The organism is Streptomyces sp. NPDC090088, from assembly GCF_044747345.1.
Lineage (GTDB): Bacteria > Actinomycetota > Actinomycetes > Streptomycetales > Streptomycetaceae > Streptomyces.
The window spans coordinates 114,992-134,260 of record NZ_JBIVDZ010000006.1 but is presented as its reverse complement, the minus strand read 5'-3'; the positions used below and the strand labels follow the sequence as shown (position 1 = coordinate 134,260).

Here is a 19,269-nt window from a genome sequence, read left to right as displayed (position 1 = left end):
ACATAAGTATGTCATGACATACGCTTCTCGGAGTGAACCGCCAGGGGCATGAAGGGAAACCAGCGTGATGTCGTGCGAAGTGCTCACCATCGGCCGTGTCGGAGTGGACGTGTACCCACTCCAGACCGGCGTGGGGCTGGCCGAGGTCGACTCGTTCGGCAAGTACCTGGGCGGGAGCCCGACCAACGTCGCGGTGGCTGCCGCCCGCTACGGCCGTTCGGCGGCGGTGATCACGAAGACGGGCCGGGACCCCTTCGGCGACTTCGTCCGCAGGGCCCTCGACGGCTACGGCGTGGACGCGCGGTTCGTCGGCACGTCGGACATCGCGCCGACCCCGGTGACGTTCTGCGAGATCTTCCCGCCGGACGACTTCCCGCTGTACTTCTACCGCCTGCCGAAGGCCCCGGACCTGGACATCCACCCGGACGAGCTGGACCTGCCGGCCGTCCGGGACGCCGGGATCTTCTGGGTCACCGGCACCGGACTGAGCGAGGAGCCCAGCCGCTCCGCCACGCTCGCCGCCCTGGCCCACCGGGCGAAGTCCGGCACGACGGTCTTCGACCTCGACTGGCGCCCGATGTTCTGGACCGACCCGACCGAGGCCCGCGCGTACTACGCCGAGGCCCTCCGGCACACCACCGTGGCCGTCGGCAACCTCGACGAGTGCGAGGTCGCCACCGGCGAACGCGAACCGTACGCGGCGGCGCAAGCGCTCCTCGCGGCGGGCGTGGAGCTGGCCGTGGTGAAGCAGGGCCCGAAGGGTGTCCTGGCCATGGACCGGGACGGGACGGCGTCCGAGATCCCGCCCGTGCCGGTGGAGGTCGTCAACGGCCTGGGTGCCGGCGATGCCTTCGGCGGCGCCCTCTGCCACGGGCTGCTGTCCGGCTGGGACACCCGCCGCACCGTCTCCTTCGCGAACGCGGCCGGCGCCATCGTCGCGAGCCGGCTGTCCTGCTCCGACGCGATGCCCACCGAGGCCGAGGTCGACGCCAAGCTCGACGAGGTGCCCAGTGCTGTCTGAGAACCTGAGCCGCATCGTGGACGCCCGGGTCAACGACCCCGGCGCCGTCGCGGCGGCCGCCGAACGGCGCGTGAAGGCCACCTCGCTCCTCGGCGAGCACGGCAAGGCGATGATCATCGCCGCCGACCACCCGGCCCGCGGCGCCAACGGCGTCGGCGACGACCCGAACGCCATGGCCGACCGCTTCGAACTCCTCGACCGCCTGTGCACCGCACTGGAACGCCCGGGCGTCACCGGCGTCCTCGGCACCGCCGACATCCTGGAGGACCTCCTCCTGCTCGGCGTCCTCGACGGCAAGTCCGTCTTCGGCTCCATGAACCGCGGCGGCCTGGCGGGCTCGGTCTTCGAGATCGACGACCGGTTCACCGGGTACGACGCCGCCACCATCGCCGACCTGGGCTTCGACGGCGGCAAGATGCTCACCCGCATCGCACTGTCCGACCCGGCGACCCCCTCGGTCCTGGAGAACACCGCGCGTGCCGTGAACGAGCTCAACGACCGGCGCCTGATCGCCATGGTCGAGCCGTTCCTGTCCGTGTGGCAGGACGGCAGGATCCGCAACGACCTGTCGACCGACGCCGTGATCAAGTCGGTCACCATCGCGTCGGGACTGGGCCGGCGGACCGCCTATACGTGGTTGAAGCTGCCGGTCGTGGCGAACATGGAGCGAGTCCTGGCCGCCTCGACGTTGCCCGCGCTGCTGCTCGGCGGCGAAGTGACCGATCCCGAGGCGGCGTTCGCGTCCTGGGGCAAGGCGCTCAGGCAGCCGACCGCGCAGGGCCTGGTCGTCGGCCGTTCCCTGCTCTACCCGGCGGGCGGCGACGTCGCCGGCGCGGTCGACAAGGCGGTGAGCCTGCTGTGAGCGACAACGCCAAGTACCACCTGCCGAAGGGCACTTCGGCGGACGGCCCCTACGACGTCCAGATCACGCCGGAGTCGGCGGGCTGGGGATACTCCGGCCTCAGGATCCTGACCCTGAAGCCGGGCGGCACGCACACCCTGTCCACCGGGGACTCCGAGTTCCTGGTGCTGCCGCTGACGGGCTCCTGCACCGTCACCACGGACGGCACCACCTTCGAACTCGCCGGCCGGACAGGCGTGTTCGCCTCCGCCACCGACTTCGCCTACCTGCCGCGCGCGTCGGAGGCCCTCATCAGCAGCGCGGCCGGCGGACGGTTCGCGCTGCCCTCCGCCCGTACCGAGCAGGGAGGTCACCCGGCCCGCTACGGGCGCAAGGAGAACGTGCCGGTGGAGCTGCGTGGCGCCGGGGCGTGCTCGCGGCAGGTCAACAACTACTGCCTGCCCGGCACGTTCGACGCCGAGCAGCTGCTGGTGTGCGAGGTGCTGACCCCCGGCGGCAACTGGTCCTCGTACCCGCCGCACAAGCACGACGAGGCCCGGCCGGGCCAGGAGTCGGAGCTGGAGGAGATCTACTACTTCGAGATCTCCGGCGGCGACGGCGCCTTCGGCTACCAGCGGGTCTACGGCACCCCGGACCGCCCGATCGACGTGCTCGCGGAGGTGCGTTCCGGGGACACGGTGCTGATCCCGCACGGTTGGCACGGCCCGTCGGTCGCCGCGCCCGGCTACGACCTCTACTACCTGAACGTCATGGCCGGTCCCGGGCAGGACCGGGCCTGGCTGATCTGCGACGACCCCGCGCACGGCTGGGTGCGCGGCACCTGGGACTCCCAGGACGTGGACGACCGGCTGCCCTTCGGAGAGACCCGATGAACACCGTACGACTGACCACCGCCCAGGCCCTGGTCCGCTTCCTGGCCGCCCAGTACAGCGAGCGCGACGGCCAGGAACAGCGCCTGATCCCCGGCGTCTGGGGCATCTTCGGCCACGGGAACGTCGCCGGCCTCGGCCAGGCACTCCTCCAGGCCGCCACCACCGGCGAGGCCGACCTGCCGTACTATCTGGCCCGCAACGAACAGGGCATGGTGCATGCGTCGGTGGCCTACGCGAAGATGCGCGACCGGCTCGCCACCTTCGCCTGCACCGCCTCCACCGGTCCCGGCTCGACGAACATGATCACCGGCGCGGCACTCGCCACCACCAATCGCATCCCCGTGCTGCTGCTCCCGTCGGACATGTTCGCCACCCGCGCCGCCGACCCGGTGCTGCAGCAGCTGGAGGACACCCGCGGCGGGGACGTCACGGTCAACGACGCCTTCCGCGCCGTATCCAAGTACTTCGACCGCGTCCAGCGCCCCGAACAGCTCATCCCCGCCGCCCTCGCGGCCATGCGGGTCCTCACCGACCCGGTCGAGACCGGCGCCGTCACGCTCGCCCTCCCCCAGGACGTGCAGGCCGAGGCGTACGACTGGCCGGTCTCCTTCTTCCGGCGCCGGGTCTGGCACGTGGGCCGCCCGGTGCCGGAACCGGCCGCCGTGGAACGGGCGGTGGCGCTCCTGCGCACGGCGAAGAAGCCGCTGATCGTGGCCGGTGGCGGCGCGGTGTACTCCGGTGCCGAGACCGCGCTGCGGGCGTTCGCCGAGGCCACTGGCATCCCGGTCGCCGACACGCACGCCGGCAAGGGCGCGGTGCCGTGGGACCACCCCTACGCGGTCGGCGGCATCGGCTCCACGGGGTCGTACGCGGCGAACGAACTGGCCCGCGAGGCAGACGTCGTCGTCGGCATCGGCACCCGCTACTCGGACTTCACCACCGCGAGCCACACCGTGTTCGGCAACCCGGACGTCACGTTCGTCAACCTCAACGTGGCCCGCCTGGACGCGGTCAAGCACTCCGCGGAACCCCTGGTCGCGGACGCCCGCCTGGGCATCCAGGCCCTCGCCGGAGCCCTGGACGGCTGGGAGGTGGAGGAGTCCTACCGGCGCCGCACCCGTGAACTGATCGCCCGCACACGGGAGATCGAGGACGCCTGCTTCACCGTCGGCCACGGCCCGCTCCCGGCCCAGACCGAGATCCTCGGCGCGCTGAACGATGTCCTGGACGACCGTGCGGTGGTCATCAACGCGGCCGGGTCCATGCCCGGAGACCTCCAGCAGCTGTGGCGGGCCCGGGACCCGAAGGCCTACCACGTCGAGTACGCCTACTCCTGCATGGGCTACGAGGTCGCCGCCGGCGTCGGCGCGAAGATGGCCGACCCGTCGCGCGAGGTCGTCGTCCTGGTCGGTGACGGCTCGTACCTGATGATGGCCCAGGAGATCGTCACCATGGTCTCCGAGGGCCTGAAGGTCATCATCGTCCTGGTCCAGAACCACGGCTTCGCCTCCATCGGCGCCCTCTCCGAGTCCCTCGGCTCCCAGCGCTTCGGCACCAAGTACCGCTACCGCAACGGCGATTCGGGCCTCATCGACGGTGACGTCCTCCCCGTCGACCTCGCCGCCAACGCCTCCTCCCTCGGCGCCGAGGTTCTGCACGCCACCACCGTCGAGGAGTTCCGCTCCGCGATGGACAAGGCGAGAGCGGCCACCCGCACCACCGTCGTGCACGTCGAGACCGACCTCTACGGCCCCAACCCGCCCGGCCACGCCTGGTGGGACGTCCCCGTCAGCCAGGTCTCCGCCCTCGACACCACCCGCGCCGCCTACGACACCTACACCGCCCACAAGCAGACCCAGCGCCACTACCTGTAAGGAACCCCCGCTGTGAACACCATCCCGCACTGGATCAACGGCGCCGAGGTCACCACCGAGACCACCGCCCCCGTCTACAACCCCGCCACCGGCGCCGAACAGGCCCGCGTCGCCCTCGGCAGCGCCCCCGAGGTCGACGCGGCGGTCACCGCCGCCTCCGCCGCCTTCGAGACCTGGTCCGAGTCCTCCCTCTCCCAGCGCACCCAGGTGATGTTCGCCTTCCGCCAGCTGCTGGTCGAGCACGAGGAAGAACTCGCCCGGATCATCTCGGCCGAGCACGGCAAGACCGTCGACGACGCCCGCGGCGAGATCACCCGCGGCCGCGAGGTCGTCGAGTACGTCTGCGGCCTCGGCGACGTCCTCAAGGGCTCCTTCTCCGACCAGGTCTCCCGCGGCATCGACGTCCACAACTTCCGCCAGCCCCTCGGGGTCGTCGCGGGCATCACCCCCTTCAACTTCCCCGCGATGGTCCCCCTGTGGATGCACCCCGTCGCCATCGCCACCGGCAACACGTTCATCCTCAAGCCGTCCGAACGCGACCCCTCCGCCGCGAACTTCGTCGCCGGCCTCTACCAGAAGGCCGGCCTGCCCGACGGCGTCTTCAACGTCGTCCACGGCGGCAAGGACGCCGTCGACGCGCTCCTCACCCACCCCGGCATCGAAGCCGTCTCCTTCGTCGGCTCCACCCCCATCGCCAAGTACGTCCACGAGCAGGCCACCGCCCACGGCAAGCGCGTCCAGGCCCTCGGCGGCGCCAAGAACCACGCCGTCGTCCTCCCCGACGCCGACCTCGAATTCGCCGCCAACCACCTCACCGCCGGCGCCTACGGCTCCGCCGGCGAACGCTGCATGGCCGTCTCCGTCGCCGTCGCGGTCGGCGACGCAGCCGACTCACTGGTCGAGGTCCTCACCCGCAAGGCGAACGAGGTGAAGGTCGGCCCCGGCGACGCCCCCGACACCGAGATGGGCCCCCTGGTCACCAAGGCCGCACAGGAACGCGTCGAGAACGCCGTCGGCACAGCCGCCACCCAGGGCGCCACCGTCGTCGTCGACGGCCGAGGCCTGAAGCTCGACGACCCCGCGTACACGGACGGCTTCTTCACCGGCCCCTCCCTCCTCGACCACGTCACCCCCGCCATGGACGCCTACCAGCAGGAACTCTTCGGCCCGGTCCTCGCCATCGTCCGCACCGACACCCTCGACCAGGCCATCGACCTCATCAACGCCAACCCCTACGGCAACGGCACCGCCCTGTTCACCGCCTCCGGCGAAGCCGCCCGCCGCTTCCAGCGCCGCATCAAGGTCGGCATGATCGGCATCAACGTCCCCGTCCCCGTCCCCATGTCCTACTACTCCTTCGGCGGCTGGAAGGACTCCCTCATCGGCGACCACCCCATCCACGGCCCCGAAGGCATCCGCTTCTACACCCGCCCCAAGGTCGTCACCACCCGCTGGCCCGAGCCCAGGCAACAGGTCACCGCGGGCTTCAACTTCCCCACCTCCAGCTGACCCCACACACAACAAAAGGCCAGGTCACAATCCCTGTGACCTGGCCTTGCCAGAGCCCCCTGTCGGATTCGAACCGACGACCTACGCATTACAAGTGCGTTGCTCTGGCCAGCTGAGCTAAGGAGGCGTGCACGCGCGCGGTGGCGATGCGCCAGTGCAGTGTACCCACGTCGCGGAGGGGGCCTGTCGAAAATTTCCGCGAAGTTCACAGGGCTCCAGGTACTGACATACGGGGTGAACGCCAGGTACCGTCCAGAGCCAGTTCACTCTCGTGGACTACACCACCACCTTCCTACAACGGATCGTCCGGCACGTTCCTGCCGGTAGAAGGGGGCCTCTGAGCCATGGCCACTGTCACGTTCGACAAGGCGACCCGGATCTACCCGGGTTCCACCAAGCCCGCCGTCGACGGCCTCGACATCGCGATCGAGGACGGCGAGTTCCTCGTTCTGGTCGGCCCGTCGGGTTGCGGCAAGTCCACCTCGCTCCGGATGCTCGCGGGGCTCGAGGACGTCAACGGCGGCGCCATCCGCATCGGTGACCGCGACGTCACGCACCTGCCGCCCAAGGACCGGGACATCGCCATGGTGTTCCAGAACTACGCGCTCTACCCGCACATGTCCGTCGCCGACAACATGGGCTTCGCGCTCAAGATCGCCGGCGTCAACAAGGCGGAGATCCGGCAGAAGGTCGAGGAGGCCGCGAAGATCCTCGACCTGACCGAGTACCTGGACCGCAAGCCGAAGGCCCTGTCCGGTGGTCAGCGTCAGCGTGTCGCGATGGGCCGTGCCATCGTCCGTGAGCCGCAGGTCTTCCTCATGGACGAGCCGCTGTCCAACCTGGACGCCAAGCTCCGTGTCTCGACCCGTACGCAGATCGCGTCGCTGCAGCGCCGCCTCGGCATCACCACCGTCTACGTCACCCACGACCAGGTCGAGGCCATGACGATGGGCGACCGGGTCGCGGTCCTCAAGGACGGTCTGCTCCAGCAGGTCGACTCGCCGCGGAACATGTACGACCGCCCGGCCAACCTCTTCGTCGCCGGCTTCATCGGCTCCCCCGCCATGAACCTGGTCGAGGTCCCGATCACCGACGGCGGCGTGAAGTTCGGCAACAGCGTGGTCCCGGTGAGCCGCGAGGCGCTGCAGGCCGCCGCCGACAAGGGCGACCGCACGGTCACCGTCGGTGTCCGCCCCGAGCACTTCGACATCGTCGAGCACAACGGCGAGGCCGCGAAGTCCCTCTCCAAGGACACCGAGGACGCCCCGGCGGGCCTCGCGGTCTCCGTGAACGTCGTCGAGGAGCTCGGCGCCGACGGCTACGTCTACGGCAGCGCCAAGGTCGGCGACGACCTCAAGGACCTGGTCGTCCGCGTCAGCGGCCGCGCGGTCCCGGAGAAGGGCGCCACGCTGCACGTCGTGCCGCGGCCGGGCGAGACCCACGTGTTCTCCACGTCCACGGGTGAGCGTCTCTCCGACTGATCTCCTGATCGCCGACCGAGTGCGCGTCACAGCAACAAACCTCTGACCAGGGTGAATCTACCCAGGTTGACGACGAAGGCCCCGCAGCCTGCTGCGGGGCCTTTCGGTTGCCCCGATTTACCCCGGCAAGCGGGTGGTTTTCGAGCAGTGTGCGTCAACCCCGTACCCGAAACACGGCCCTTCTCCATCCCCCGAACCGGTGACTAAATGTCGCCAAATCATTACCGCACGCTACCCTCACACGCGTGAAGCACTCCACCACCCCTCAGACGCGACGCGGCCACCGGGGCGGCCCTGCCCGCCGGATCGGCCGCACTCTCGCCCTCGTCCTGCCCGTCGTCCTGGTGCTCTCCGGGACCCTCGCGGTCACCCGCGTCAACTGGACCGGGTCCCCGCGGAGCTCGGTGCTCACCGCGACCGACGTGACCGACGCGCACGTCTCCTCCAAGGCCGTCGCCCAGGCCCCGCAGGACGTGCTGCGCGAGCAGCTGATGACCGAGCTCCAGGACAAGAACCCGGGCCAGGTCCTCACCCACCTCCAGCAGGCGGTCAACGGCCACCCGTCGCTCGCCCGGCACTGCACGTCCATCGCCCGCGCCCTGGGCCGGGCCGCGGTGCGCATCTACGGCGCCTCGCGCGCCCAGTCGTACGCCCGCCCGGTCTGCGACACCTCCTTCGCGTCCGGCGTGCTGGCGGCGCACAGCTGAACGCCGGCCGGTAAGCAGGTAACGGGTCCTTAAGGGCCCTCTTACGGCAGGAGAACTGCCCCGGGGCGCCGCGTACAGTTCGGGCATGACTCATCCGAACGCCGCGCTGCGCCCCACCCAAGCCGTGGTCCTGGCCGGCGGCCAGGGCTCACGGCTTCGTCCGTACACCGACGACCGGCCCAAGCCGATGGTCGAGATTCCGGGCACGGGCACGCCGATCATCGGCCACCAGCTGCGCTGGCTCGCCGAGGAGGGCGTCACGGACGTGGTGGTCTCCTGCGGCCATCTCGCCGATGTCCTGCAGAAGTGGCTGGCCACGGCCGACCTGCCGCTCTCCGTCACGACGGTGGTCGAGAGCGAGCCGCTCGGCCGGGGCGGCGGTCTCAAGTACGCGGCCGCGCACCTGCCCCACACCGACCGGCCCTGGTACGCCACGAACGGCGACATCTGGACCCGGTTCTCGCTGCGCGACATGGCCGACTTCCACACGGAGCGGGACGCGGTGGCCACGCTGGCGCTCGCCCGGCCGCGGATTCCCTGGGGCGCGGTGAAGACGGACGGCTTCGGCCACATCACGGACTTCATCGAGTCACCGCCGTCGACGTTCGAGATCAACGCCGGTGTGTACGTCTTCTCGCCCGCGTTCGCCGGGATGCTGCCGGAGCGGGGCGACCACGAGCGGACGACGTTCCCGCACCTCGCGCGGAGCCGGCAGCTGGCCGGGTTCCCGATCCCGCAGGGGGCGTACTGGCGAGCCATCGACACGGCGAAGGATCTGACGGAGGCGGCGAAGGAGCTGTCTGCGTTGGGGCGGTGACCGAAGGGGGGGCGGTGACGCCGTCGTCGTCGGCTGCGGCTTCGTGGTGGCTGGTCGCGCAGTTCCCCGCGCCCCTTTCGGGGCGCGTTTGAGGCCCCGCACCTGAGAAGGTGCGGGGCCTCAAGGTCGTACAGCCCGATCGCTAGCCCAGCAAGCCGCCCACCAGGCCCGGCTGGCCCGAGGAGGAGGAGCCGCCGCCGGTGCTGGTGCCGGTGCCGCTGCCGGTGCCGGTGCCGCCCGTGGAGGAGGTGCCGCCGGTGGCGGTGCCGCCGGACGTCGGGCCGGCCGTGGTGGGGGCCGGGGCCGTGTGCTGGGGCGGGGCCTGGCCCGTGGTGCCCTGGGTCTGGCTGGGGGTCGTGGTGGTGGCGCCGCTGGTCGTGCGGTCGGCGCCCGGGGTCGTCGCCGCCCCGGAGGGGCTCGCGCCGGCCGTGGCGCCCCCGGAGGGCGACGTCGAGGCCGACGGGGTCTGCTGCTGACGCGGTGCCGTCTCGCCGGGGAGCGGGGAGCCGGGGAGGTTGTTGCGGGGCGCCTCGCCGGGGCCGGGGACGACGACGCGGCTGGAGTCGCGGACCGCGCCGCCCAGGAGGGAGCCGATGAGCAGGGTCAGACCGATGGTGATGGCTGTGACCAGGGCACCGCGGCGCAGCACGTAGGCGCGCAGGTCCCAGATGTCGGAGTGCGGGCCCAGGCGTCGCCAGGCGCTGCCCGCCAGCCGGCCGTCGATGGAGTAGACGGGGGCGCCGGCGATGATCAGCGGCGACCAGGCGGCGAGGTAGATGATGTCGGGGGCGTCGTACGCGGGGACCGTCTTCCAGCTGACGGTGACGATGAGCGCGGCGGAGAGCAGCGCGCCGACGACCGCGGCGACCCGCTGCCAGCAGCCGAGGACGGTCAGCACGCCGACGATCACCTGGAAGAAGGCGATGACGAGGCCGGAGCCGACCGGGTGCTGGAGGGCGAACTGGCGCAGCGGTTCGGCGACCTCCCAGGGGTGCAGCGTGTTGAGCCAGGTGACCATGGAGCCGCGCTTGCCGCCGTCGAAGTAGACGGGGTCGCACAGCTTGCCCATGCCGGCGTAGATGGAGATGAAGCCGAGGAAGATCCGGAGCGGGAGCAGGACCACGCCGAGGTTCATCCGGCGGCCGGGGTAGTAGGCGTGCCGGGCCGGATCGCCTTCGCCGTGCCGTCGGGTGGACCGCGGCGCGTCGAGGTCTTCGAGGTCGTCGAAGTCCTCGTACCGGTCGTCGGCGTAGCCAGGTCCGTCGTAGGCCGATCCGGCGTAGGCCGATCCGGCGTAGCCAGGCCCGGTGTAGGCCGGTTCGTCGTAGGCGCTGCCGACCGTCCGCATGTGCGGGAGGAGCCGGGTCTCGCCCGAGGCGGGGTCGCGGGGGTGGCCGACCAGCGGGGTCTCGACGGTCTGGTCGAGGTCGGCGTAGCCGTCGTCGACGCGCGGGATGACCTGGGTCGCGCCGGCCGGTTCGGCGGGTTCCTCGGCGTGCCGGACGCTGCCGCCCCGGACGGCCTGGAGCAGCCGGTGGGCGCCGGTGTCGTCGGGCGCGGACTTGCCGCTCCAGACGACCGGGCGGCGACGGCCGGGCGCCGCCCCCGCTCTGCCCGCCGTGCCGACGGCCGGGAACCGCGCGGTGTCCTCGGTGGCGCTCAAGTGCCCTGCGACCCGGGACGATTGGGTACGCCGTGTCGATACGCCCAGCTGCACGCGGAAGCTCGCGTGGTTGACGATGACCTGCGCCGGATCGCTCGGCACCTTCACCATGCTCAGCGCGGGAGCGTCGTCGGGACCGGAGGCGAATCCGGAGCGGAATCCCGACGAGCGGTCCCCCGTGGGTGTGCGGGGTGTTCTGGTGTCCACACTCATCTAACCGAGTGACGTGGAGTTAGGACACTGCTTTGACCGCCCGGATGTGTCCGGACCCCGTCAAGGATGTCCTGGACGCCGGAATTACCCCGCACGGGTGAGGTCGCGGACGTTTGTTCAGCTCCGGCGGCGCGCCGCCTCGTACAGCACGATCCCCGCCGCCACACCGGCGTTCAGCGACTCGGCGCCGCCCGGCATCGGAATCCGGACCCGGTAGTCGCAGGACCTCTCTTGACCGCCGCTCTCGCACGCTACGCGGCTTCGAGCAGCTGCGCCGGCCTCCGACCGGCGGGCTCCGCCTGCCCGCCTGCCCGCCTGCCGTCAGCTCCGGCGGCGCGCCGCCTCGTACAGCACGATCCCCGCCGCCACACCGGCGTTCAGCGACTCGGCGCCGCCCGGCATCGGGATCCGGACCCGGTAGTCGCAGGTCTCGCCGACCAGGCGGGACAGGCCCTTGCCCTCGCTGCCGACGACGATGACGACCGGGCCGCCGAGGGCCTCCAGGTCGCCGATCTCGTGCTCGCCGTCCGCGGCGAGGCCGACGATCACGATGCCGGCCTTCTTGTACGCCTCCAGGGCGCGGGTGAGGTTCGTGGCGCGGGCGACGGGCGTGCGGGCGGCCGTACCGGCCGACGTCTTCCAGGCACCGGCGGTCATACCGGCGGCGCGCCGCTCGGGGACGACCACGCCGTGGCCGCCGAAGGCGGAGACGGAGCGGACGACGGCGCCGAGGTTGCGCGGGTCGGTGACGCCGTCGAGGGCGACGATGAGGGGGTCCTCGCCCTCGTCGGCGGCCGCCTCGGCCAGGTCCTCGGGGTGCGCGTACTCGTACGGCGGGACCTGGAGGACCAGGCCCTGGTGGTTGAGGCCGTTGGTCATCCGGTCGAGCTCGGGGCGCGGGGCCTCCATGAGGTTGATGCCACCGCGCTCGGCGGCGAGCTGCAGGGCCTCGCGGACGCGCTCGTCGTTGTCGATGAACTGCTGGACGTAGAGGGTCGAGGCGGGGACGCCCTCGCGCAGCGCCTCGACGACCGGGTTGCGGCCGACGACCATCTCGGACGTGCCCCTGCCGCCCCGGCCGCGCGCCACCGGACGGCGCTGGACCTGCTTGGACTTGGCGTTGGCGATGCGGTTCTTCTTGTGACCCTTGCGCATCTCGGCGGGCGGGGTCGGACCCTTGCCCTCCAGGCCCCGGCGCCGCTGGCCGCCACTGCCGACCTGCGCGCCCTTCTTGCCGGACATGCGGCGGTTGTTGGCTGCCATGGGTTACTCGTCTCCGTGAGCTGTCTTCGTAAGTCTTCGTACGTACGTCTTATGCAGTGTGCCGCCCGGGGAGCCGGGCGGCACAGTTGATCTTCAGATCGAGGGCGCTAGGACTTGAGGGTCCAGCGCGGGCCCGAGGGGCTGTCCTCGATCGCGAGGCCGGACTGGTTCAGCTGGTCGCGGATGGCGTCGGCGGTCGCCCAGTCCTTGCGGCCGCGGGCGGATTCGCGCTGGTCGAGGACGAGCCGTACGAGGCTGTCGACGACCCCGTGCAGGTCGTCGCCCTTCTCGACGCCCCCGGCCCAGTGCGGGTCGAGCGGGTCGAGACCGAGGACGCCGAGCATCGCGCGGACCTCGGCGAGGCGGGCGACGGCCGCCTCCTTGTCGTCGGCGGCCAGCGCGCTGTTGCCCTGGCGGACCGTGGTGTGCAGGACGGCGAGGGCCTGCGGGACGCCCAGGTCGTCGTCCATCGCCTCGGCGAAGGCGGGCGGGACCTCGGGCGAGGGCTCGACGGCTCCCCCGGCCAGCTCCACCACGCGCTGCACGAAGCCCTCGATGCGCGCGAACGCCGACTCGGCCTCGCGCAGCGACTCCTCGCTGTACTCGATCATCGAGCGGTAGTGCGGGGTGCCCAGGTAGTAGCGCAGCACGATCGGGCGCCAGCGCTTGACCATCTCGGAGACGAGGACCGAGTTCCCGAGGGACTTCGACATCTTCTCGCCGCTCATGGTGACCCAGGCGTTGTGCACCCAGTACTGGGCGAAGTCGTCGCCGTACGCCTTGGCCTGGGCGATCTCGTTCTCGTGGTGCGGGAAGATCAGGTCGAGGCCGCCGCCGTGGATGTCGAAGGCCTCGCCGAGGTACTTGTGGGCCATCGCCGAGCACTCCAGGTGCCAGCCGGGACGGCCGCGGCCCCACGGCGTCTCCCAGCTGGGCTCGCCCGGTTTCACGGCCTTCCACAGCGCGAAGTCCCGCTGGTCCCGCTTGCCGGTCTCGCCCTCGCCCTCGGGCTGGCGGAGGTTCTCCAGCTCCTGGTTGGAGAGCTGGAGGTAGTCCGGGTAGGAGCGCACGTCGAAGTAGACGTTGCCGTCGGCCTCGTAGGCGTGCCCGCGCTCGATCAGCCCGCGCATCATCTCGATCATCTCCGGTACGTGCCCGGTCGCGCGGGGCTCGTACGTCGGCGGGAGGCAGCCGAGCGCGGCGTAGCCGTCGTTGAACGCGCGCTCGTTCTCGTAGCCGATCGCCCACCAGGGGCGGCCCTGGTCGGCGGACTTGGTGATGATCTTGTCGTCGATGTCCGTGACGTTCCGGATGAACGTCACGTCGTAGCCGCGGTATTCGAACCAGCGGCGCATGATGTCGAAGTTCAGGCCGGACCGGATGTGCCCGATGTGGGGCGCCGCCTGCACGGTGGCACCACAGAGGTAGATCGAGACACAGCCCGCGGCGAGCGGGGCGAAGTCACGGATCTGCCGGGCGTTGGTGTCGTACAGGCGAATAGTCACGGGACCAGGGTAGTGGGCGGAGGGTAGTGCGTGGCACCGGTGTGTTTGAGCGCCGTTGCCGGGTGCGGGTGCGCCGTGGCTTGTCGCGCAGTTCCCCGCGCCCCTTACGGGGCGCGTCCGCTTTACGGGGCGCGTCCGCTTTACGGGGCGCGTCCGCTTTACGGGGCGCGTCCGCTCACCCTTGTTGAACGACCAATGCCGTCGCAATGGCCATCAGGCCTTCGCCCCTGCCCGGAAAACCCAGACCGTCCGTCGTGGCCCCCGAAACGGAGACCGGAGCCCCCGCCGCGTCCGAGAGGATCTTCTCGGCCTCGTCGCGCCGCTTGCCGATCTTCGGGCGTGGTCCTACGACCTGTACGGCGACGTTCCCGATGGTGAAACCGGCGGCGCGGACGATGCGCGCGGCTTCCGTCAGCAGGGTCACCCCGGACGCGCCGGACCACTCGGGGCGACCGGTGCCGAAGTGCTGCCCCAGGTCACCGAGGCCCGCCGCCGAGAACAGCGCGTTGCAGGCCGCGTGGGCGACGACGTCCGCGTCGGAGTGGCCGGCGAGCCCCGGCCCCTGCCCCTCCCACTTCAGGCCGGCGCACCACAGCTCGCGGCCCTCCTCGAAGGCGTGGATGTCGGTGCCGATGCCGACACGCGGGAGCAGTGGCAGGTCAGAAGCCATCGTTCAGCCTCCTGCGGGCCAGGACCGCCTCCGCGAGGACCAGGTCGAGGGGGCGGGTGACCTTGAAGGCCTCCTCGTGGCCGGGGACGACCACGACCCGTTCGCCGAGCTGCTCGACCATGCTGGCGTCGTCGGTGACGTTGTCGGTGACCGTCTCGTGGGCGCGGATCAGCGTCGTACGGTCGAATCCCTGGGGCGTCTGCACGGCGCGCAGCCGGGACCGCTGCGGGGTGGCGACGACCGGCTCGGGGTCGCCCGGCACCGCCGCCGGCTCGACCTCCTTGACCGTGTCGGCGAGCGGGAGGGCCGGGACCACGGCCGGGGCGCCGTCGCGGACCGCCTGGATCACCGCGTCGACCGTGTCGACAGGGACGAGGGGGCGGGCGGCGTCGTGGACCAGGACGATGCCGTACTCCGGGGACAGCGCGTCCAGGCCGAGCCTGACCGACTCCTGGCGGGAGTCGCCGCCGGGGACGACGAGGAAGTCGGTGCGGTCGGGCAGCGCGTGCGCGTCGAGCAGGGACTTGACCTCGGGCGCGCCGTCGGGCGGGGCCACGACCACGACCAGGGAGACGGCGCGGGAGGCGGCCAGGGCGCGCACGGCGTGGATGAGCATGGGCGTGCCGTTCAGCGCGCGTAGCGCCTTGGGGGCGCCCGGACCGAGCCGTACGCCTCGGCCGGCGGCGGGAATCACGGCTGCCGTGCGCAGTTCCGGACGCGAAGGACGCGAATCGTCAGACATCGGTTCCTGTCAGGTTTGTGTGCGGGGCTGGCGTGGGTATGGCCTGGGAAGTGCCGGGCGCGACGCCTTGACCGGACCCTTCCGTGACACTGGTCGAGCCAGCAGCCCGGGCCCGGCACGCCTAGTATCGGGGGTTCCCGCGGGGGCGGGTTTCCGAATGAGCGGGTCCAGAGCGGGTTCCGGACACGGACATGCCGCAGCGCCCGGCGACATGTGGAGTGTCATCGGGCACCGCGGCATTTCGGTATGCGGCGTTTCAGCGTGCCGAGCTGGATCGCGTCAGGACGCGAGGACCTCGTCGAGCAGGGCCTCGGCCTTGTCCTCGTTGGTGTTCTCCGCGAGGGCGAGCTCGCTCACCAGGATCTGGCGGGCCTTGGCGAGCATGCGCTTCTCACCGGCGGAGAGTCCACGCTCGCGCTCACGACGCCACAGGTCACGCACGACTTCCGCGACCTTGATGACATCGCCGGAGGCGAGCTTCTCCAGGTTTGCCTTGTATCGACGGGACCAGTTCGTGGGCTCCTCGGCGTACGGCGCGCGCAGCACCTCGAAGACCCGGTCCAGCCCGTCCTGACCGACCACATCACGCACGCCGACGAACTCCGCATTGTCCGCTGGCACACGTACCGTCAGGTCACCCTGGGCGACCTTCAGCACCAAGTAGGTCTTGTCCACGCCTTTGATCTGGCGAGTTTCGATAGCCTCGATCAGCGCGGCCCCGTGATGGGGATAGACCACGGTGTCGCCAACCTTGAACGTCATGTGACAGGTACCCCTTCCGTGGCTATCCAGGGTAACACGGAAACCGGCGGTTCTGAATGGCGTTTTCGCAGGTCAGGGCATATCTCGGGGCTTGACAACAGCAACAGGAACGTGCTTCGCGGGCCGTCCGGAAGCAGGTATTCGCAGGTCGGAGCGGCTCTCCGGGCAGGGTGAAACGAGCACGTTACACACATCCGGACGCCCGCCCAAGTGGCTTAACGTCCCGATATGTCTGCTTCCAGGCGTACGACTTCCGCTACTCCGTTCGGTTGCCGGAGCCGGATCCGAGACGTTTCCGGAATTGATCACAGGCGTCCGACCGAGTGGTACGTGATCCATTTCCCCGGCGGTCGCGCATTCCTTCACGGAAATTTTGCGCGCGGTCTTGCGAACGAGTTATGTGAATGCCTGACGAGCGCCCCGCAAAGTGACCGACGAGTCACTTGTGGCCCCTCGGGGTACCCCCTGCCCGAGGGAAGCGAGGGGCTTGGGGAGGGTCGGGTGCGGCCCTGCGGGAACGGCTCGGTAACCTAAGGCCGCTGACAGACACTTAGGGCGGCTTTATAAGCGGAGCCGCCCGTGCGTTCAAGGAGTTGCCGCCGCCGTGAGCAGCAGCCTTCGACGCGGCGCCCTCGCCGCCTCCGCCCTCGCCTTCTCCGTCGCCTCCCTCGCCGCCTGCGGTGCCGGCAACAACTCCCAGACGCTGGAGATCAAGCCGGACAACGCGGCCACGAGCGTCGGCACCATCAAGGTCCAGAACGCGACCGTGATCACCCAGCCCGACCTCACGTCGACCGGCCCGGCCGTGGTCTCCGCGACCATCTTCAACACCGGCACCGAGCCGGAGACGCTCCAGTCGATCGTCGTCGCCGGCACCAACAAGACCGCCGAGCTGCACGCCACCAAGACGCAGCCGCTGACCATCCAGGCCGGCGGCCGGCTGATCCTCGGCGGCAAGGACAACGCGTCCGCCGTACTGCCCAGCAGCCGTGAGGCGATCCAGGACGGCAACGCCCAGAAGATCACGTTCACCTTCAGCAAGACGGGCGACGTGAGCCTGCGCGCGTTCGTGGTGCCGGCCGAGAGCTTCTTCACCGGCTGGGGCCCGAGCGCGGTGCCGTCGCCGTCCCTCTCGGCCACCCCGCTCGCCGGCGCCACGGCCAGCGAGAGCGCCAAGGCCGGCAAGAAGGACAAGGAGTCCGCCTCGGCCACGCCCAGCGACTCCGCCTCGGAGTCGGCGAACGCGGGCTGAGCAAACGGCCGTACGGCTCACAGGAGCAAACGGCCGTACGGCTCACAGACACACGAGAAGGGCGGTACCCCCGTGGGGGCCGCCCTTCGTCGTACGGTCGCCGTAATGGCAGGTCAGCGGCTTACGGCTCGAACTTGTAGCCCAGACCCCGCACCGTCACCAGGTACCGCGGCGCGCCCGGGTCCGGCTCGATCTTGGCGCGGAGGCGCTTGACGTGGACGTCGAGGGTCTTGGTGTCGCCGACGTAGTCGGCGCCCCAGACCCGGTCGATGAGCTGCATGCGGGTCAGGACGCGGCCCGCGTTGCGCAGGAGCATCTCCAGCAGGTCGAACTCCTTGAGCGGGAGGTCGACCTTCGAACCGGAGACCGTCACGACGTGGCGGTCGACGTCCATGCGGACCGGGCCGGCCTCCAGGGCGGCCGGGGTGACCTCCTCCGGCTCGCCGCGGCGGCGCAGGACGGCCCGGATACGGGCGACCAGCTCGCGGGAGGAGAAGGGCTTGGTGACGTAGTCGTCGGCTCCTATTTCGAGCCCGACGACCTTGTCGATCTCGCTGTCCTTGGCCGTCACCATGATGACGGGGACGTTGGAGCGGCCGCGCAGCTGGCGGCAGACCTCGGTGCCGGGCAGCCCCGGCAGCATCAGGTCGAGGAGGACGAGGTCGGCGCCGTTGCGCTCGAACTCGTCGAGTCCGTCGGGGCCCGTGGCCGCCACAGCGACCTCGAAGCCCTCCTTGCGGAGCATGTACGACAGGGCGTCGGAGAAGGACTCCTCGTCCTCGACGACAAGCACTCGGGTCACGGAAGGACCTCCGGGGCGGGAAGCGGTTCGTACGGGGATGACTCGGTGGTACCGGCCTCGTCGTCGAGGTCGGGGTCGGGGTGCTGCGACGCGCGGTCGCGTACCGCGCCCGCCTCCGGCAGCCTGAGGGTGAACGTGGAGCCCTGGTTCTCGGCGCTCCACACCGTGACCTCCCCGCCGTGCGAGGCGGCCACGTGCTTGACGATGGCGAGGCCGAGACCGGTGCCACCGGTGGCCCGCGAGCGGGCCGGGTCGACGCGGTAGAAGCGCTCGAAGATGCGCTCCTTGTCCTTGTCGGTGATGCCGATGCCCTGGTCGGTCACGGCGAGTTCGATCATGTCTCCGCCGGGCGCGCCGACCCGGCGGGCGGCTATCCCGACCCGGGTGCGGGCCGGGGAGTAGTTCACGGCGTTCTCGACCAGGTTGCCGAGGGCGGCGGCGAGCTGGCCGCGGTTGCCCCAGACGTGCAGGTCGGCGGTGCCGCCGGCGGCCATGGTGATCTGCTTGGTGCCGGCCTGGTGCCGGCACCGGTCGATCGCCTCGGCGACCAGTTCGTCGACCCGGACCGGCTCGGCGTCCTCCAGCGGGTCGTCGTTCTGCACTCTCGACAGGTCGATGAGCTCCTGGACCAGGTTGGTCAGGCGCGTGGCCTCGATCTGCATGCGACCGGCGAAGCGCTGCACGGCCTCCGGATCGTCCGAGGCGTCCATGACGGCCTCGGAGAGCAGGGAGAGCGCGCCGACCGGGGTCTTCAGCTCATGGCTGACATTCGCCACGAAGTCCCGCCGCACCGCCTCGATACGGCGGGCCTCGGTGAGGTCCTCGACGAGCAGCAGCACGAGCCGGGAGCCGAGCGGCGCCACCCGCGCGGAGACGGCGAGCGCCTCTCCGCGTCCGGTGCCGCGCCGGGGCAGATCCAGCTCGACCTGACGTATCTCGCCGTCGCGCCGGGTGTCCCGGGCCATCCCGAGCATCGGCTCGATGGCGAGTTTGCCGCCGCGCACGAGTCCGAGGGCGTACGCCGCCGAGCTCGCCTTGACAACCGTGTCGGCCTCGTCGAGGACGACCGCGGAGGAGCGCAGCACGCTCAGTACGGTGTCCACGCCCGGGGGCAGTACGGGGTCGGTGTGCAGAGAAGTCCTGGTCGGTCGCTTCTGGTCGCGTTCGCTCCAGCGGAACGCCAGCATGGCGATGACACCGGTAAGCACCCCGGCGATCGCTGCCGCTGCGGCGACCGCCGCGTTCACGTCCATG

17 protein-coding genes, 1 tRNA gene and 1 pseudogene are annotated in these 19,269 nt (G+C 70.8%); 9 read left to right on the top strand and 10 right to left on the bottom strand.

From position 1 onward, the window contains the following. Positions 1-67: 67 nt before the first annotated feature. From iolC to ACIPSJ_RS28410, 5 genes are read left to right on the top strand one after another with little or no spacing between them, the layout of a single operon-like run. A complete protein-coding gene (iolC, locus tag ACIPSJ_RS28430; protein ID WP_401350319.1) occupies positions 68-1,021 on the top strand; it encodes a 5-dehydro-2-deoxygluconokinase in 954 nt (317 codons plus the stop codon). Further along, on the top strand, positions 1,011-1,883 hold the full coding sequence (locus ACIPSJ_RS28425) for an aldolase (protein WP_401350316.1): 873 nt from the start codon (positions 1,011-1,013) through the stop codon (positions 1,881-1,883). The genes iolC and ACIPSJ_RS28425 overlap by 11 nt, the downstream gene beginning before the upstream one ends. Then, positions 1,880-2,755, top strand: coding sequence for a 5-deoxy-glucuronate isomerase (gene iolB / locus ACIPSJ_RS28420; RefSeq protein ID WP_401350313.1), 876 nt, complete (start codon positions 1,880-1,882; stop codon positions 2,753-2,755). Before ACIPSJ_RS28425 ends, iolB begins: the two co-directional genes overlap by 4 nt. Beyond that, entirely contained in the window at positions 2,752-4,629 is a 1,878-nt protein-coding gene (gene iolD / locus ACIPSJ_RS28415; RefSeq protein ID WP_401350310.1) for a 3D-(3,5/4)-trihydroxycyclohexane-1,2-dione acylhydrolase (decyclizing), read from the top strand. Before iolB ends, iolD begins: the two co-directional genes overlap by 4 nt. Before the next feature lie 12 nt (positions 4,630-4,641). Further along, positions 4,642-6,138 carry a CoA-acylating methylmalonate-semialdehyde dehydrogenase gene (locus tag ACIPSJ_RS28410; protein ID WP_401350308.1) on the top strand — a complete coding sequence of 499 codons (1,497 nt, stop codon included), beginning with the start codon at positions 4,642-4,644 and terminating at the stop codon, positions 6,136-6,138. A 53-nt stretch (positions 6,139-6,191) separates the two neighbouring features. On the opposite strand, the gene ACIPSJ_RS28405 is transcribed toward ACIPSJ_RS28410, so the two are convergent. After that, a tRNA-Thr gene (locus ACIPSJ_RS28405) sits at positions 6,192-6,265 on the bottom strand. A gap of 217 nt (positions 6,266-6,482) precedes the next feature. Here ACIPSJ_RS28405 and ACIPSJ_RS28400 point away from each other — a divergent pair. From ACIPSJ_RS28400 to ACIPSJ_RS28390, 3 genes are all read left to right on the top strand, one after another. Next, a complete protein-coding gene (locus ACIPSJ_RS28400) occupies positions 6,483-7,619 on the top strand; it encodes an ABC transporter ATP-binding protein (RefSeq protein WP_393543896.1) in 1,137 nt (378 codons plus the stop codon). Between the two features lie 245 nt (positions 7,620-7,864). Then, a complete protein-coding gene (locus ACIPSJ_RS28395; RefSeq protein WP_355725811.1) occupies positions 7,865-8,326 on the top strand; it encodes a hypothetical protein in 462 nt (153 codons plus the stop codon). An 85-nt stretch (positions 8,327-8,411) separates the two neighbouring features. Further along, on the top strand, positions 8,412-9,143 hold the full coding sequence (locus ACIPSJ_RS28390; protein WP_401350304.1) for an NDP-sugar synthase: 732 nt from the start codon (positions 8,412-8,414) through the stop codon (positions 9,141-9,143). Between the two features lie 142 nt (positions 9,144-9,285). Here ACIPSJ_RS28390 and ACIPSJ_RS28385 read toward each other — a convergent pair whose 3' ends face one another. From ACIPSJ_RS28385 to ACIPSJ_RS28355, 7 genes and pseudogenes are all read right to left on the bottom strand, one after another. Then, entirely contained in the window at positions 9,286-11,019 is a 1,734-nt protein-coding gene (locus ACIPSJ_RS28385; RefSeq protein WP_401350301.1) for a DoxX family protein, read from the bottom strand. Between the two features lie 117 nt (positions 11,020-11,136). Further along, positions 11,137-11,235: pseudogene (locus tag ACIPSJ_RS28380) on the bottom strand (23S rRNA (guanosine(2251)-2'-O)-methyltransferase RlmB); the annotation flags it as partial. 105 nt (positions 11,236-11,340) lie between these two features. Next, positions 11,341-12,282, bottom strand: coding sequence for a 23S rRNA (guanosine(2251)-2'-O)-methyltransferase RlmB (gene rlmB, locus ACIPSJ_RS28375; protein WP_359207585.1), 942 nt, complete (start codon positions 12,280-12,282; stop codon positions 11,341-11,343). 107 nt (positions 12,283-12,389) lie between these two features. Next, positions 12,390-13,787, bottom strand: coding sequence for a cysteine--tRNA ligase (gene cysS, locus ACIPSJ_RS28370; protein WP_401350298.1), 1,398 nt, complete (start codon positions 13,785-13,787; stop codon positions 12,390-12,392). A gap of 175 nt (positions 13,788-13,962) precedes the next feature. After that, positions 13,963-14,457: a 2-C-methyl-D-erythritol 2,4-cyclodiphosphate synthase gene (gene ispF / locus ACIPSJ_RS28365; RefSeq protein WP_359207591.1), complete on the bottom strand. Its 495-nt coding sequence runs from the start codon at positions 14,455-14,457 to the stop codon at positions 13,963-13,965. Then, entirely contained in the window at positions 14,447-15,199 is a 753-nt protein-coding gene (gene ispD, locus ACIPSJ_RS28360) for a 2-C-methyl-D-erythritol 4-phosphate cytidylyltransferase (protein ID WP_401350295.1), read from the bottom strand. The genes ispF and ispD overlap by 11 nt, the downstream gene beginning before the upstream one ends. Positions 15,200-15,478: 279 nt before the next feature. Beyond that, a complete protein-coding gene (locus tag ACIPSJ_RS28355; RefSeq protein ID WP_003953493.1) occupies positions 15,479-15,961 on the bottom strand; it encodes a CarD family transcriptional regulator in 483 nt (160 codons plus the stop codon). Between the two features lie 604 nt (positions 15,962-16,565). Here ACIPSJ_RS28355 and ACIPSJ_RS28350 point away from each other — a divergent pair. After that, the gene (locus ACIPSJ_RS28350) at positions 16,566-17,213 is read left to right on the top strand and encodes a DUF461 domain-containing protein (RefSeq protein WP_359207595.1); all 648 of its coding nucleotides are present in this window, start codon (positions 16,566-16,568) and stop codon (positions 17,211-17,213) included. A 121-nt stretch (positions 17,214-17,334) separates the two neighbouring features. Here ACIPSJ_RS28350 and ACIPSJ_RS28345 read toward each other — a convergent pair whose 3' ends face one another. Then, the gene (locus ACIPSJ_RS28345; protein WP_010358452.1) at positions 17,335-18,015 is read right to left on the bottom strand and encodes a response regulator transcription factor; all 681 of its coding nucleotides are present in this window, start codon (positions 18,013-18,015) and stop codon (positions 17,335-17,337) included. Then, positions 18,012-19,268 (bottom strand): ATP-binding protein, encoded by a 1,257-nt coding sequence (locus ACIPSJ_RS28340; RefSeq protein WP_355725789.1) that lies wholly within the window; start codon positions 19,266-19,268, stop codon positions 18,012-18,014. Before ACIPSJ_RS28340 ends, ACIPSJ_RS28345 begins: the two co-directional genes overlap by 4 nt. Position 19,269 lies beyond the last annotated feature (1 nt).

Coding starts and splice junctions, on each gene's coding strand:
- iolC (WP_401350319.1), top strand. CDS start 68: ATGTCGTGCGAAGTGCTCACCATCGGCCGTGTCGGAGTGGACGTGTAC.
- iolD (WP_401350310.1), top strand. CDS start 2,752: ATGAACACCGTACGACTGACCACCGCCCAGGCCCTGGTCCGCTTCCTG.
- ACIPSJ_RS28400 (WP_393543896.1), top strand. CDS start 6,483: ATGGCCACTGTCACGTTCGACAAGGCGACCCGGATCTACCCGGGTTCC.
- ACIPSJ_RS28390 (WP_401350304.1), top strand. CDS start 8,412: ATGACTCATCCGAACGCCGCGCTGCGCCCCACCCAAGCCGTGGTCCTG.
- ACIPSJ_RS28385 (WP_401350301.1), bottom strand. CDS start 11,019: ATGAGTGTGGACACCAGAACACCCCGCACACCCACGGGGGACCGCTCG.
- rlmB (WP_359207585.1), bottom strand. CDS start 12,282: ATGGCAGCCAACAACCGCCGCATGTCCGGCAAGAAGGGCGCGCAGGTC.
- ispF (WP_359207591.1), bottom strand. CDS start 14,457: ATGGCTTCTGACCTGCCACTGCTCCCGCGTGTCGGCATCGGCACCGAC.
- ispD (WP_401350295.1), bottom strand. CDS start 15,199: ATGTCTGACGATTCGCGTCCTTCGCGTCCGGAACTGCGCACGGCAGCC.
- ACIPSJ_RS28355 (WP_003953493.1), bottom strand. CDS start 15,961: ATGACGTTCAAGGTTGGCGACACCGTGGTCTATCCCCATCACGGGGCC.
- ACIPSJ_RS28340 (WP_355725789.1), bottom strand. CDS start 19,268: ATGGACGTGAACGCGGCGGTCGCCGCAGCGGCAGCGATCGCCGGGGTG.